Here is a 15,892-nt window from a genome sequence, read left to right as displayed (position 1 = left end):
GTAATGAATCTCAGTAAGGCTGACATGATATATGCTGTTATATCTCAACTGCTGTTCCTAAATGATCTTCCAATCTCCACTTTCTAATCGTGTTTTTAAATCTCGCATAAATTTGGCTCCGTCAACTCCATCAATCGTACGATGATCAAAGGTTGCTGTCATACGAAGGATAGGAGCAATATACGTATCTCCATTATTAGCAACTACTTCCTTATTCGTACAACCAACAGCAAGTATTCCGGTTTCCGGAGGGTTTATTATTGCAGTAAATTCTTCAACATCAAGTGAAGCTAGGTTTGAAATGGTAAATGTTCCTCCTTCAACTTCGTGTTTTGATAGTTTATTTTGTTGAGCTTTTTTCACTAGATCATTTCGTTTTTTAGCTATATCAACCAACTTCATTGTTTCTACTTCATGGAATACAGGTACAAGAAGTCCTTTATCTGTGGCCACAGCTAATCCAATATTAACATGTTTGTATTCTTCTATATGACAACCTTGATGACTGTTGATAAAAGAAGCGTTGATATGAGGATGATCCTTTAAAGTAAGGGCAACGGCCTGAATGAAAAAGTCGTTCACGGATAACTTTACTCCTATAGATGTTTCAAAACTAGACGACAAAGTTTTCCTGGTGTTTAACAATGACGTCATGTCTACTGATTTTTTTATTTGAAATTGAGGAACTTGTTGAATACTCTCTGTCATACGTTTTGCAATTATTTCACGCATTTGACTCACCGGTCTTTTAAGTGCACCAAGAGGTAGTGGTTCGTGTTTGAATTCAGAAGAAGTAACTTGTTTACTTAGAATACGTTGAATATCTTGCAAAACGATTCTTTCACGTGTGCCGGTACCCTTGACATGTTGTAAGTCGATATTGTTCTTTCTTGCAAGCTTTCGGGCGGCAGGAGAAGCAGGAATTCTTTTTGATTGGCTTCCGTTATTTCTTTCCGAAACATTATTTAGAGGTAATGTATCTGACTTTAGATTTTGTGTGTGATTTTGTTTCAAATTTTCAATTTCACTTTCAGAATTTTGGTCCTCAGATTCAACCTTTTCAACATCTGAGTCTGACAAGTAGGCAAAAACCGAGCCTACCTGTATGTTTTCTCCTTCTCTACTAATAATTTGCAAATAACCTTCGTCTTCTGCTTCTATTTCTAAAGCAGCTTTATCTGTTTGTACCTCTAAAAGGATTTCTCCTTTAGAAACATACTCACCCTCTTTTTTCATCCATTCTACGATTTCTGCTTCTTCCATCGTTTGACCCATTTTGGGCAATGTGATTTCCTTCCCCAACTTTATCACCTCTTATCGATAATTTTTAGTTTTCCTATTATTCATCCAAAACCCTTAAGTTGTCCTAAAAAACGTTAAGATCAACTTTAATTAATCTGTATTAACAACATATTTATTTACTAAATTGTTTGATAAAGTGTTTTCTTCACTGAATCAATGATATCCTTAACTTGAGGTAACATTTCCTTTTCAAGGTCTAAATTATAGGGAATAGGTGTATCTTCAGCACCGACACGTTGAATAGGTGCATCTAATTGATCAAATGCTCTTTCTTGTATCCGAGATACTAGCTCTGCTCCCCAACCGAATGAAAGGTGGGCTTCGTGAGCGATTACCAAACGATTCGTCTTGGATAAAGATTGAATTACCGAATCGACATCCAAAGGAACGAGTGTCCGTAGATCGATAACTTCAGCATGAATGCCCTCTTCCTTCAATTTTTTCGAAGCTTCCATAGCCAGTGGAACAGTAGAAGAAATCGCTGCGATGGTCACATCATGACCTTCTTCCTTTACATCTGCCTTACCGAGCGGAATGACATACTCTTCTTCAGGAACTATCCCTTTTGTGTTATACAGCATTTTATGTTCGATAAACATTACAGGTCCATCAACTTGAATTGCCTCTTTTAGTAAACCTTTGGCATCATAAGGAGTAGACGGCATTACTACTTTTATTCCAGGTATATGGCTGTAAATCGTTTCTAAACTCTGGGAGTGTTGAGCTCCGTTTCCTCGCCCACCACCACCTTGTGTGCGAATGACAAGAGGTACTGTCGTTTCTCCACCAGACATGTAAGCTATTTTAGCAGCCTGATTAACAATCTGATCCGTGGCGACTAATGTGAAATCTACCCACATAATTTCAACAATAGGACGTAATCCTGTCATAGCTGCACCAACCGCCGCACCGACAAATCCTGTTTCAGAGATAGGAGTGTCGATTACTCTCTCTCCACCGAATTTGTCATATAATCCTTTAGTTACTTTAAAAATACCACCGTATGAACCGATATCTTCTCCCATTAAAAGAATGCTATTATCTCGGCTCATTTCTTCTTCTAACGCTCTATTCAAAGCTTCTCTATAAGTCATGTTATTAGTAGACATCTGTAAAAATCTCCTCCATTTCAGGTTGTTTCGATTTTTCCGCTCTAAGATATGCTTTTTCTATTTCATCTTTCGCTTTGTTTTGAATTTGAATCATTTTTTCTTCCGATAAAAGATTCTTTGTCATACATAGCTCTTTGAACTTTAATAATGGCTCTTCTTTTCTCCTTTCCTTCACTTCTTCTGCCGTTCTGTAAGTTTCTGGATCCCCATACATATGGCCTTCTAGTCTATAAGTTTTGGCCTCAATGAATGTCGGCCCTAATCCTTTACGAGCCCTTTCAATAGCCTCTTTGGTTGCCTCAAACACATCTATTACATTATTACCATCGACTACAACAGAGGGAATACGGTAAGCTAAGCCACGTTCAGCAAGATCTTCATTTAGCACCGAATTACGAATTGGGGTCATTTCAGCATATAAATTATTTTCACAAATAAAGATAACAGGCAATTTCAAAACAGCTGCTAAATTAAGAGATTCATGAAAAGCTCCTTGGTTTGTAGCCCCATCTCCAAAAAAGGTGCCAGCAACCTGATTTGTTTTTCTATACTTAGCAGTTAATGCTGCTCCAACAGCATGCGGGATACCGCCTCCAACAATCCCATTTGCACCTAAAATCCCATTTTTTCGTGATGCTATGTGCATTGGACCACCTTTACCTTTACTGCAACCATCGACTTTACCCAACATTTCTGCGAACAAATAAAATGGATCGGCTCCTTTTGCAAGCGCTTGTCCACGCCCACGATATGAAATAGTTATTTGATCTTGAACATCGAAATTCATACATACTCCAGTGGCAACAGCTTCTTGTCCAATATAAGAATGAAGGGATCCCCCCATTAATCCTTTTTTATATACATCAATACTTTTTTCTTCAAAATGCCGAATTAAATTCATTACATACCATGCTTGTTGCAACTTATCTTCATCAAACCTTTTGTAATTATCATCACTTTTATATATTTTAAAATAGGTATCCAATTTTAATTCTCCTCCTCTTTCTTGTTTTGTTGATTTAATGATTTATTTTATATCTATATAATGGCTTACAATATTTCTTCCCCCTTTAAAATCCAATTCAATTTTTTTATAACATTAAATACTATTTTTATTCTCCCTGCATAACACTAGGTAACCAAGTAATCAAATCAGGAAAAATTAATAGTATGGTCACACATATCATCATCATTATGATAAATGGAATGGACCCAGTAAAAATTTCACCAATATCGGCGTTATCGCCCAGAGCAGATTTCATTGAGTAGGCCACTAGTCCAAAAGGGGGCGTCAACAAGCCGATTTCTATGACAATAACCGCAATGATCCCAAAAGTAATAAGGTCATATCCTATTGCACTAACAACCGGCAGCATTAAAGGCATTGAAATAAGTAAAATTGAGGTTGAATCTATGACCATGCCCATTACAAACAAAATAATAAACAGTACAATAATTAACATATGTGTTGATACATTGAGTTGATTTACAAATTGATTAACATACGAAATTATTCCAGTCATAGATAACATTCGGGAATACATACTTGCAGAAATCAATAACAACAGAACGCTTCCAGTGGTATAGCCTGTTTCTATAAGATTCATCCAAAACTCTTTAAAATTTAATTTTTTTCTGAATATTACTAATAATAAGGCACCAAATGCACCAATAGCTCCAGCTTCTGTAGGGGTCAAAAAACCAACATAAATTCCTCCTAGTATCACAATAACGAGAGTGATTATAGGAAAAGTTTTAATTAGGGCTTTTAATAAATCCTCTTTATTAAATGTCGTATCTAGTTTTACATCCCTACCACCAACCAAATGAGGTTTTAAAGTCGCCATCGTATATATCCCTATGCAATAGACTAATACCAAAATAATTCCGGGAATTATCCCTGCAATAAATAATTTCCCTACCGATATTTCAGCTAGCATTCCATATACAATTAATAGTAGACTTGGAGGAATCAGCATACCTAATACGGAACTCCCAGCTACCGTTCCTAACGCTAACTTTTTATCATATTTTAAATCCAACATTGATGGCAAAGATATTTTACTAAACACAGCAGCAGATGCTACACTAACCCCTGTAATCGTAGCAAATATAGCATTAGCAATTACTGTCGCCATACCAATACCACCGCGTACCGCCTTCAATAATACATGGAATGAATTATAAAGATCTCTGCTTGCACCAGACATGTTTGATAATAAACCCATCAATACAAACAAAGGGATAACAGAAAAAATATATTCACTAATACTATGAAATGTAGTAGTACTTAAGACATTTATACTGACATTAAAGTCACCGATCGATAACCAAATACCAAGAATACTCATGAGAGCAAGAGCTACTGCTATATGGATACCTAGTAATATTAGTATTAGTAATAATACTGTAGTCATAACACCTATCGTTAATGGGTCCATAAAAGCCCTCCCTAAAATTCCCTGATTCCCACTTAAGATTGGCCTCTTTGCACATCAATCAAAGAAAAAACAGATTGAATTACCATACATATACTGCTAAAAACAATGATAAAATAGGTTGGAAAAGTGGGAATTCGTATCGAACCTTCTCCTGTAAATTCTTTATTCATGAAGGATGACATTGTTGCCGGCCAAATCGCGTAAATCAATAGAGCAAATAAAATAATAACCGCTATCCACGTCACATATAACAAAAATTGTTTCCATCTTCCTTTCAATTTGTCCACAATAACTGTTGATCTAATATGCCTTCCTTTAAGGAGTACATAAGGCAATTGTAAAAAGGTAATTCCCACAATTGAATTTTTCGCAATTTCTGGAACCCCAATGATTGGGTGATTGAAGAAATTACGACCTACCACATCAGAAACAATTATCAGCATCAAGGCCAATATCCAAATCACTCCAATAATTGCCATTATGAAGACTAAGTTTTTAAAGGTTTTTCTTAAAGAAAATGATTTCATGCTTTTCTCCTCTTTTCTTACGATGAGGTGTCAGCTTAAAGGACAGGCAACACCAGGTCATGATTACTAATTAATTTGATAATCAACCGGGAATACATGCCCTTCATCGATCTGTAGTTGAATATAATCTTTCATTATTTCACTTCCTGGAAGACCTTTTTTGTTCAATTCTTCAGCATATGAATTTGGAATATCTGAAAGCAGTTTTGCTATTTTTTTTCTTTCTTCATTTGGTAATGTGGAGAGAGTGCCTCCTCCGTCTTCAATTTCTTTTAATGCTTCATCAGTCTCATTGTTAGAGAGTTCAGCCATTGCCAATGGAAATTGTACACCCACTTCTACGATCACCTCTTGAACTTCAGACGGAAGATTATCAAAAGTATCTTGATTAATAGTCAACCCTCCAATGACAGCACATCCAAACCCTATCTCAGTAAAGTATTCGGCCTGTTCATAAAGCTTCGTGCCAGTTACCGATGTTGGTGCAGCCACTACTCCCTTATAAACACCAGATTGTAAGCTTTGGTACATTTCAGCCAAAGCAGCCTGGACAGGTGTAACACCCAGTGGTTCGATCCATTTTATGTTAGAACCAACTGCTGCAATTGTTTCCCCTTTTAAATCATTAAAAGATTTTACAGGGAATTTCGTTTGAATCGCATAATCCTCCGTTGTTCCCAATCCTAGTAATTTTTGATTAGCTTTATTATATTCTTCTGATAATTCAGGATATTTTTCATTTAGGGCATTGATTGCTTTTGAAACAACTACAGGATCTCCACTAGAAAATGGAACATTGTAACCAATATTACTTATTGGTAATGCTGAAACTTCGAAAGGTGAAACTACAAATGCGATATCCAATAACCCATTCTTTACTGCCCCCAATTCCTCACCAGCTTTTGCAACGGTTCCACTATAGTTCTCTGTCCAATTAATTTTATAATTTGTATCTTGCAAAGCTTTATTTACTTCTGGTATAAAAAAATTTTTTAACGAATTGGTCCATGGTAATTGTGGTGAATAAGCGGAACCTACTTGTAAGGAAATCACTTCTTCATTTGCACTTTCAGCGTTTTTTGTGGAGGTATTATTACCACAAGCAGCGATTATCATACTAAAAGACATTAGACACAATAAAATGGATAAACCCTTTATTTTTACATTCATCTTTTTTCACCAACCTTCTTTTAAATTAAATTCATGTCTAATTGTCAATATGTTTAATCCACATAACCACAATAACTATTGGGTATTATTCCAGGGAGGGAATGACTAAGACCACGCCCAATACTTACAGCGTTTCCAATAGGCTGGTTTTACCGTTCTAAACATAGATATAAGGGTTGTCTACCACTATAGTTCAACTCAAGACATTGACATAAACTAAATATGATATTTCATCTATAATTAGTTATTGATTAAGGAGTTCAAACAATCAACCAATTGATCGAAAAATAATAAAGGATCCAGCAGGTTTAACTTCTGCAATAATGTTCATTGGAAAGCAAACCTGCTGGGAGATTGGTTTAATCTAAGGTGATGATGGTATGAGTATTGATCGAAATTTTTTTGAGAGAGGTATTTTTTTTGGATACCCATACAAGCCTGCACAGTATTAGGTGTGGCACTAGTTGGAATAACCATGAGACAGCTGTATTCCCATGACTTTGCCAATGCTCTTATGATGATGGGAGATGCTAATATTAGTTATTTTTATCGGTTACATTTGTTAATCTTGTAGGATCCTCAAACAAACCTGCACCAGCATTAGGGGTAGCACTAGATTGAATAACCATAAGACGAGCTGTGCTTGCCCCGACATTTGCAAATGCTCTTAAGATATTGGGTGGTACTGAAATCAGATCAAGGGGACCAATTGTAACTTTTTCCTCTCCATTAGGCCCCCAAGAGACTTCCCACAAACCATCCAATGGAATGAAAATTTCTTCTATCTCATGATCATGCAATTGAGATTGAGGACCAGGACCAGCTTCAATAATGCCAAAAGATATATCACTCTCTGTTAAATTAGGGGGGATTGATTTGTCTGTGGATGCTAATGTACCCATGTAACGGAAAGTACCTTTTTTAATATCTGGGAATGCATCCCAATTCACAGGAACATCTTGTCTGCGTACCAATCTCTCATAAACATCTTTTGGATTTACTTGCACTTTTTCTACATCCTTATTTGTAGTCATTTACATTCTCCTTTTCAAACAAATTTTTGAATTTTCAATCTTTAATTTAAATATTACATACTATTTTCAAAGGACTGTACATAAGATTCCTAACTATCATTAAAACCACGCAAATCTTACATGAACTTACTTATACCCTTATTAGAATGCTTTATATTTCCAGCACTACCACCACCTTTAAAAACTATTAACAACTCCCGGTACCATATATAATTAATTGAACTCTTGTGAACTATTCATTTACATACGATCACCCCCATAATTTTTATATTGTGTAAAGTTTGAACCCCAAAGATTTTGATGCTTCCTCGGCTATTGTGCAAACACTGTCAATTAATACATCGCTTTTATTACGGTACCTTTCCGACGGTACGGTTACACATAAGGAAGCAGCGACCTTACCTTGTGCGCCAAATACAGGAGCAGCAACACAACTAATTCCAGGAATAAATGATTCTTCATCTAAGGAATAACCATCTCTTCTTATATCTTTAAGTTCCATTAACAACTGATCAATATTGTTCGGAGTGTTCTCAGTAAGTTTTTCCATATCCCTTCCTTCAAAAAATTGAATGACTTTCTCTTCTGGCCAAAAAGCCATAATTGATTTTGGAAGAGCTCTTGCATGAGGATGCTCATTGTATCCTAAATGAAGAGATCGAACCCGGACTGCTTGAGGACTTTCAAAAATATCCTGTATCAAAACCTGAGAATTATGTTCAATTCCCAAGTATGCAGTTTCTCCAGTCCTTTGTGAGAGTATTTCTAAATAACTAGATAAATTATAAGTAGGTCCAATAGATTGTAGGAAGGAATTGTTTAAAAATGGAATCTTGCTTCCCAAGATATAACGTTCATTATTTACTTTTTGAATGTAATCGCTTTCAATCAATGTATTAACTAGATGGTATGTGGTGCTTAGATTAAATTTTAACTCGATACTTAATTCCTTTATTAACATTCCTTTAGAATTTCTACCTAAAATATCAAGTATCATTAAAGCATTCGTCACTGAATTGATTTTGGTTTTTTCTTTTTTTGGTTGAAAATTTTTTTCAGAATTTTTCATTATTCTTACCACCTTTACACAAACTATTAAACTTTGAATATTATGAAATAAGGATCTGCAAATATCAGTAAAATTCCCTCAAATAACTGAGTTTATAATTATTCGTTGTCAGAATTTTCATCGGCTTATATATAGACTATTAAAATTTTTTAATAAAATCAATAAAATTTTTTTCATAATATGAAATAGAGGGCTGCTCCTTGTTAAAGTACTTAAAAAACCCTGAATCTCAACACTCAGGGTCCTAATGTATGTGGATTAACAACAAAGTTATCATGCAACTGCTTTATTCAATGATGTTTTAAAAGTTATTTTTGTACCTTTTTTAGACTCTTAATACTTTTTCTGTTTTTTTCTTGATTCAATAAACTCATGCGTTTGAATCAGTTTAGTATGTTGGGTCCAAAGAGACCATCTATAAGAAAATAGAATCGATAAGGATATGTGAAGACTTTTACCAATTCTAATTTAGGAAGAATGTACAAGTGGAGAGTGTGATTGCCTTCGTTCGCTTGGGGAAGAGTTATATGGTGGTCTATGACCAAGGACAAACATGTATTTTTTCCTTCACAATCGAAATGGTTTTGTACATCTCTTAAGGAAAGTACAGGTTATGAATAATAAATTCAATTAAATATTAAAAAAAGAAGGATTAAAAAGACAAAAAATAGAATTATAACAATGTATTCAGAATGTTTTGAATAAGGAGAGTGGTTATATGCTGACAATGTTATTTTTTTTTAAATCAAAAAGGACATGGCATGACTACAATGATTTTGAACGTAAAATGTGGGTACAGCTCTTCATGGAAAAAACATCTGAATTACAAAAACAGTTTGGTTTCTCATTGGAATGGTATAAAATAGCAAAACGTTATGCAGATCAGCAATTGAGGTGTTTAGGATAAGTGTGTACTGTAAGTATGGAGCATAAAGACATATAGGGGCCGTTTTAAAAAGGTATTATTTTTAAGACGGCCTCTTTGTGGTCCTTGGTTCAATGTGTTCGCTAGTATCTAGCCGGTGCTCTTTTCATCCACCAGTACATTGCATCTATATCTTTATAAAACATTCGATCAGTTTTGATAAACGGAACGACAGTCCTCCCACTTTCTAAAAAAGTTCTTGTCTTCGGTGCCATTTTGTCTTTTCCACGGTATTCAGCTGCCTGCATGCTGCAAATCGCTTCAATGGCCAGTACACGAGTGGTATTTTCAACAATTTTGGCGGCGTGCCTTGCCGCAATAGTGCCCATACTGACATGATCCTCCTGGTTGGCCGATGACGGAATCGAATCAACACTAGCCGGATGGGCCAGCGTTTTGTTTTCCGAAACGAGCGAAGCTGCAGTATATTGCATAATCATGGCGCCAGATTGCAGACCCGGTTCGGGACTTAAAAATGGCGGCAAATCATTTAGATGAGGATTGACCAGCCTCTCTATACGCCGCTCGGAAATGTTCGCAAGTTCTGCAACTGCAATTCCTAGAAAATCCATGGCCAGAGCAATCGGCTGTCCGTGGAAATTTCCTCCTGAAATCACTTTCTTTCCATTTTCAAAAATAAGCGGATTATCCGTTGCAGCATTCATTTCAATTTCAAGTTTATCTTTAACATAGTGAAGCGTTTGCCAGGTTGCTCCGTGAACTTGCGGTATACAGCGGAGTGAATAAGCGTCTTGTACCCGCAATTCTCCTTGTTTTGTCGTTAAGCGGCTGCCTTTTAGGTATTTCCGTATCCTATCTGCCACCTCTGCTTGCTCTTGATAGCCACGCGCCACATGAATATCTTTATCAAACGCATCAATAATGCCTCGCAGCCCCTCCATCGTAAGGGAAGCAATGATCTCCGCTTGATAAGCAAGCTTTTCGGCTTTCAAATAACCGAGGACCCCCATTGCTGTCATAGCCTGGGTACCATTAATGAGGGCCAGGCCTTCTTTTGCTGATAGTGCAATCGGATGAATTCCTTCCTTTTTTAAAGCAGTAATAGCAGGGACTTTTTTTCTTTTATAAAAGACTTCCCCTTCCCCTATAAGTGCTAATGCTAAGTGGGATAAAGGCGCCAGGTCTCCGCTTGCTCCTAGTGATCCCTGCTGTGGAATTACCGGATGAATACGCTTGTTTAATAAATCAATCAAACGATTGATTAAGAGAGGACGCACCCCGGAATATCCCTTTAACAATGCATTTGCCCTCAATAGCAGCATAGCGCGTGAAACGATTTCTGGAAAAGGATCCCCGACCCCGCATGCATGCGAATATATTAAGTTTTTTTGAAGACCTTCTACATCTTCTTTTTGAATCAGTACATCGCTGAATTTCCCAAACCCAGTTGTAATGCCATAAATAACACTCTCTTTTTCCACAATGTCTTCCACCGCTTTGCGGCTTTCTTTTACATCCTCCATGCTTTTGTCGGAAGCAAGGACTGTCTCTCTTTCAAACAATACTCTCTTTATCTCTGAAAAACGAAGGGAATGACCTGTTAATACTACCATATCTTCCACTTCCCCACTCTTACCTTTTACAATAGCCCATTAAAAAAGACAGCATGGTGTGGATAGCACTTTTCACAGATTGTTCGCCTACATCCTTCCTCGGGTCTAAACAAACGATATCGACAGCCTTTACTTTTGCATGTTCGCCGGCCAGCTGGACGGCTTCAAATAATTCTTCCGTATACATGCCTCCGGGTGCTGCAGCAGGCGCTGCGGGGCTGTAAGCGATATCAAGCACATCCATGTCTACCGTTACATATATCGTATCTACGTTCTTCTCCAATTGCTGTAAGGCATCCCTTATAACGTAAGAGATCCCTTTTTTCCTTGCCTGCTTCATCGTTGTATAGTTTACGCCCGCTTTGTCTGCATACTCTTTAAGTTCCTTCGTGTTAAAAAAGCCGTGCAAGCCGATATTATGGACATGATGCCCCTTGATGCTTTCACTTTCAATTAAGTGACGAATCGGAGTACCATTCGCAGGGCCGATGATGTGGTGGTCTCGTAAATCGAAGTGGGTGTCCAACTGTAATATGCCTACCGTTTCATGAGGGTGTGCCTGCTTCCAGCCTTTTACGAGCATGGCTGTAATCGAGTGGTCCCCGCCCATCACAACAGGCAGTGTGTGCGGATGCCTCTCCCGCATCGCAGCCATCACCTTTTGAATTTGCTGATGTGTATATTCAATGCTCGTAACATGTTGTTTTACATTTCCGAGATCTATCACTCTTAGCTGGGCCAAGTCGATATCTTCATCGAGGTTATAGGTAGTGAATGATTTCCACGCCAGCCTCATCGCTTCCGGGTTTTCACTGGCAGCCGAAGTACTGATGGATGATTTTGATAGAGGCACACCAAGAATAGTTACATCATAATCCGCCCAGTTTGGTTCATTTTCTCCTGCCGTCTCAATCCATTCATGTACCTTTATGTCTGTATTTTCGGACCGTTGGCAGGACCATACTAGATTTGGTCTCTCTAACATAGGATAAGGATACCTGCTCATTTCAGCTGACCGCCTTCAACTACTGGTACTCCCGCTTTTACGACTGTATCCACGTGATTTATTCCATATTTATACGACAATGTGAGATAGTTCGGCACTTTAAAAATAGTGACGTCTGCTTTTTTACCTGGTTCGAGGCTGCCGATGCTTTCTGCACATCCAATCGCGTGGGCGGCATTTATAGTCGTTGCTGTTAATACTTCTTCAGGTGTCATCCCCATTTTTAAGCAACCTAAATTCATCATGAATGGAAGTGAAATTGTTGGAGAAGATCCAGGGTTTGCATCAGTAGATAGGGCTATGGCTACGCCGGCGTCAATCATTTTTCTTGCTTCGGCAAATTCAGCCATTAAAAAGAAGGCTGTTCCAGGCAATAATACCCCAATCACTCCTGCCTCTGCCATTTTCTTTATACCTTGCTCCGAAGCCTTAAGAAGATGATCTGCTGAAATCGCTCCAACTTCTGCCGCTAATTCTGCTCCTTCATATGGTTCAATTTCATCGGCATGAATTTTTGGCGTTAATCCATATTCTTTGCCTGCTTCTAAGATTCTTCTCGACTGTTCTGGCGTGAACACTCCTCTTTCGCAAAAAACATCATTGAAGACAGCTAACTTTTTCTTCGCTACTTCCGGAAGCATCTCTTCTATAACACGTTTAACAAAACGATCAGGATTATCTTTTTCATCCATTGGAACAGCATGAGCACCCATAAAGGTGGAAACGAGGTCAAACGGATGGTCCTTATCTAATTGTTTAGCTACCTCCAGCTGTTTTAACTCATGTTCAAGTGTTAAGCCGTATCCGCTCTTTGCTTCCACGGTGGTTACCCCATGCAATAGAAACTGATTTAATCTTTCTTCTGATTCGTCATACAGCTGCTTTAAGCTGGCCTGCTGTGTTGCTCGTGTCGTGGCATGAATACCGCCGCCAGACTTCATAATGTCCATATAGCTTCGGCCTGTCAGCCGCATAGCATATTCGTTTTCTCTTGTTCCCGCGTGAACAAGGTGAGTGTGGGGGTCAACCAGCCCAGGCACCACCACTTTTCCTGTGGCATCTATGTGTTTAGCTGATTGGAGATGGGCCTGGTATTTTTGACGAATCTTTTCTTCAGGCCCGGTTTCCACAATTTTGCCATTTTCAATGAAAATACTTCCATTTTTAATTATATTTATGTGCGACATGGCTTCTTTTACAGCTGGTTTCTTCGTATACCCTTCCATCGTTATCAGCTGTGCGGCGTTTGTAATAAAAAGCTTTTGTGTCACTTGCTTTCCCCCTGTTCCTTTCTAAGCATTGGGACGTGAATCCCTTTGTTGTGCGCCGTTTTTTCAGCAAGTTCATAACCAGCATCAGCATGGCGGATAATACCTATTCCAGGATCTGTAGTCAGTACTCGTTCGAGGCGTTTTTCGGCGTCTTTTGTTCCATCTGCCACAATCACCATTCCAGCATGCAGAGAATAGCCCATCCCCACTCCTCCGCCATGGTGAACACTAACCCAGCTTGCACCGACTACGCTGTTCATTAGCGCATTCAAAATCGGCCAATCCGCCACCGCATCACTGCCATCTTTCATCGCTTCCGTTTCCCGATTCGGGGACGCAACAGACCCAGAATCCAGATGGTCGCGCCCAATCACAATCGGATCCTTTAACTCTCCGTTCGCCACCATATTATTAATGATTTTTCCAAACTTCGCTCTCTCGCCATAACCAAGCCAGCAAATACGGGATGGAAGTCCTTGAAAACTAATTTTTTCTTGCGCCATACGAATCCAGTTGCACAAGTGTTCGTTTTCACTAAATTCTTTTAAGATTACTTCATCTGTTTTGTAGATATCTGCTGGATCTCCTGATAAAGCAACCCAGCGAAACGGCCCTTTTCCTTCACAAAATTTCGGCCGGATATAAGCCGGAACAAATCCAGGAAAGTCAAATGCATTTTTAACTCCTTCATCTTTTGCCACTTGGCGAATATTGTTTCCATAATCAAATGTAACCGATCCTTGTTTCTGCAAATCAAGCATCGCACTCACATGAGAGGCAATAGCCTGTTTTGAAAGGCTTATATAGTAATCCGAATCTTTCTTTCGAAGTTCATTGGCTGTTTGTAGATCCATTTCTATTGGAACATACCCATTTAATGGGTCATGGGAAGAGGTTTGGTCTGTCAACACTTCAGGTACAAATCCTATTTCACTCATTTTTGGCAGGATTTCTGCTGCGTTGCCGAGCAGCCCAATAGAGAGTGCTTTCTTTTTCTGTTTGGCTTCTTTTGCTAAACATACAGCCTCTTCTAGACTTTCTGTGTAAACATCCAAGTATTGTGTATCAATACGGCGTTTGATACGATATCGATCGATTTCAATCGCGATACAAACACCGCCGTTCATGGTAACGGCGAGCGGCTGAGCTCCCCCCATACCACCAAGTCCCGCAGTAACCGTAATCGTCCCTTTCAAATCTCCATTAAAATGCTGCTTAGCACACTCGGCAAAGGTTTCATACGTACCCTGGACAATCCCCTGGCTTCCAATGTAGATCCAGCTTCCTGCTGTCATCTGTCCATACATCATTAACCCCTTTTGGTCCAGCTCAAGAAAGTGCTCCCAATTGGCCCAAGCTGGTACAAGGTTCGAATTCGCAATCAACACTTTTGGTGCGTCTTTATGAGAAGGAAAAACCGCAACGGGTTTTCCGGATTGAATCAACAGCGTTTCATCGTCCTCCAGCTTTTTCAACGTATCTACAATAGCCTCATAACATTCCCAATTACGAGCCGCTTTTCCAATTCCTCCATACACGACCAGCTCCTTTGGGTTTTCTGCTACGTCCGGGTGCAGATTATTGTTTAACATACGAAGCGCTGCTTCTTGCACCCAGCCTTTCGCATGCAGTTTCGTACCGGTGTATTGTTTTACTTGTTTGTCATTTGGATCAGTCACTTTATTCATCCTTTCCTAAGTAAACAAGATCGTGTTGAACTTTTATCTTTACTTATAGGTATGCGTGCTGATACCACAAAAAAACTCCGAAACAGTAAACTTCGGAGTTAATAAGAAATTATTCCATTTAAAATAATTGCTTTATATGATTTTAGCGTTTTTTTCCGCGCTTTCTTTTCTTTTGTTTATTGTTCATCCCTTTATTAAGCCCTAAAGCCTTTTTACCACCGCCTACAGACTGCTGCTGTTTCGTATTAGAGCTGCTGATAGCAGCATTCGTCCCTCCGGTGCTGTACTTTCCTCCCCCGCTTGCTACTTGAGTAGCACCTGCTTCAGAAGCACCTGTACGGTTTAGCTGATTATTGATTGCGATAAGAATTTGATTTTCTTCCTTTCGACGCCGTTTCTTTTTGGACGGCTGAGTCTGCTTGCCCTTCATTCCTAAATTTTTTGCTTTGCCCTGTGCTCCCACACTCTGCTGCTGCTGGGTATTCGATGAGTTAAGGGCAGCATTATTCCCAGCTGCACTGCTTTTTCCAGCACCGCTGGCTATTTGGGTGGTATTTGGTGAATCCGTAAACTGATTGTTGATAACTGCTGTTATTCGCAGGTGTTTTGGCATAGGGTAAACAACTTTACTTTTTATCCCGTTTGTTTTAACCAAAACCGAAACTTTATCTTTCTTGTTCCGTCTTTTTCTTTTAGACCTCTTGCCCGTATTTTTCCGGGTACCTGTCTTTTTTTTCATGGTATCCCCCCTTCCATAGCACCAGCTTATGCAA

At 38.7% G+C, this 15,892-nt stretch carries 14 protein-coding genes; 1 reads left to right on the top strand and 13 read right to left on the bottom strand.

Annotation, left to right across the window (positions count from 1 at the left end; translation table 11 throughout):
- Window positions 1-57: 57 nt before the first annotated feature.
- The 8 genes from ACE1TI_RS00335 to ACE1TI_RS00300 all read right to left on the bottom strand — a co-directional run bounded on the left by ACE1TI_RS00335 (window position 58) and on the right by ACE1TI_RS00300 (window position 8,655).
- On the bottom strand, window positions 58-1,311 hold the full coding sequence (locus ACE1TI_RS00335; RefSeq protein ID WP_375005578.1) for a dihydrolipoamide acetyltransferase family protein: 1,254 nt from the start codon (window positions 1,309-1,311) through the stop codon (window positions 58-60).
- Window positions 1,312-1,421: 110 nt separating this feature from the next.
- On the bottom strand, window positions 1,422-2,396 hold the full coding sequence (locus ACE1TI_RS00330; RefSeq protein ID WP_375005797.1) for an alpha-ketoacid dehydrogenase subunit beta: 975 nt from the start codon (window positions 2,394-2,396) through the stop codon (window positions 1,422-1,424).
- A 4-nt stretch (window positions 2,397-2,400) separates the two neighbouring features.
- Entirely contained in the window at window positions 2,401-3,399 is a 999-nt protein-coding gene (locus ACE1TI_RS00325; RefSeq protein ID WP_375005577.1) for a thiamine pyrophosphate-dependent dehydrogenase E1 component subunit alpha, read from the bottom strand.
- A gap of 127 nt (window positions 3,400-3,526) precedes the next feature.
- Window positions 3,527-4,855: a TRAP transporter large permease gene (locus tag ACE1TI_RS00320; RefSeq protein ID WP_375005576.1), complete on the bottom strand. Its 1,329-nt coding sequence runs from the start codon at window positions 4,853-4,855 to the stop codon at window positions 3,527-3,529.
- Window positions 4,856-4,887: 32 nt separating this feature from the next.
- Window positions 4,888-5,382 carry a TRAP transporter small permease gene (locus ACE1TI_RS00315; protein WP_375005575.1) on the bottom strand — a complete coding sequence of 165 codons (495 nt, stop codon included), beginning with the start codon at window positions 5,380-5,382 and terminating at the stop codon, window positions 4,888-4,890.
- Window positions 5,383-5,448: 66 nt separating this feature from the next.
- A complete protein-coding gene (locus ACE1TI_RS00310) occupies window positions 5,449-6,552 on the bottom strand; it encodes a C4-dicarboxylate TRAP transporter substrate-binding protein (RefSeq protein WP_375005574.1) in 1,104 nt (367 codons plus the stop codon).
- Window positions 6,553-7,088: 536 nt separating this feature from the next.
- On the bottom strand, window positions 7,089-7,586 hold the full coding sequence (locus tag ACE1TI_RS00305; RefSeq protein ID WP_375005573.1) for a cupin domain-containing protein: 498 nt from the start codon (window positions 7,584-7,586) through the stop codon (window positions 7,089-7,091).
- Window positions 7,587-7,851: 265 nt separating this feature from the next.
- A complete protein-coding gene (locus tag ACE1TI_RS00300; protein ID WP_375005572.1) occupies window positions 7,852-8,655 on the bottom strand; it encodes an IclR family transcriptional regulator in 804 nt (267 codons plus the stop codon).
- A gap of 718 nt (window positions 8,656-9,373) precedes the next feature.
- Here ACE1TI_RS00300 and ACE1TI_RS00295 point away from each other — a divergent pair.
- Complete coding sequence (locus tag ACE1TI_RS00295; protein WP_375005571.1) at window positions 9,374-9,562, top strand: hypothetical protein; 189 nt, start codon at window positions 9,374-9,376, stop codon at window positions 9,560-9,562.
- Window positions 9,563-9,663: 101 nt separating this feature from the next.
- Here ACE1TI_RS00295 and hutH read toward each other — a convergent pair whose 3' ends face one another.
- The 5 genes from hutH to ACE1TI_RS00270 form a co-directional block, all read right to left on the bottom strand.
- Window positions 9,664-11,154 (bottom strand): histidine ammonia-lyase, encoded by a 1,491-nt coding sequence (hutH, locus tag ACE1TI_RS00290; protein WP_375005570.1) that lies wholly within the window; start codon window positions 11,152-11,154, stop codon window positions 9,664-9,666.
- 19 nt (window positions 11,155-11,173) lie between these two features.
- Window positions 11,174-12,160 (bottom strand): agmatinase family protein, encoded by a 987-nt coding sequence (locus tag ACE1TI_RS00285; protein ID WP_375005569.1) that lies wholly within the window; start codon window positions 12,158-12,160, stop codon window positions 11,174-11,176.
- Window positions 12,157-13,386, bottom strand: a complete 1,230-nt coding sequence (gene hutI / locus ACE1TI_RS00280; protein ID WP_375005796.1) for an imidazolonepropionase — start codon at window positions 13,384-13,386, stop codon at window positions 12,157-12,159. Before hutI ends, ACE1TI_RS00285 begins: the two co-directional genes overlap by 4 nt.
- Before the next feature lie 41 nt (window positions 13,387-13,427).
- Window positions 13,428-15,119, bottom strand: a complete 1,692-nt coding sequence (gene hutU, locus ACE1TI_RS00275; RefSeq protein ID WP_375005568.1) for a urocanate hydratase — start codon at window positions 15,117-15,119, stop codon at window positions 13,428-13,430.
- Window positions 15,120-15,261: 142 nt separating this feature from the next.
- A complete protein-coding gene (locus ACE1TI_RS00270; RefSeq protein ID WP_375005567.1) occupies window positions 15,262-15,858 on the bottom strand; it encodes a hypothetical protein in 597 nt (198 codons plus the stop codon).
- Window positions 15,859-15,892 lie beyond the last annotated feature (34 nt).

This window comes from Alteribacillus sp. JSM 102045 (assembly GCF_041949975.1).
GTDB lineage: Bacteria > Bacillota > Bacilli > Bacillales > Marinococcaceae > Alteribacillus.
Note: the sequence above shows the minus strand (reverse complement) of the source record. Positions and strands in the feature narration are given on the sequence as shown.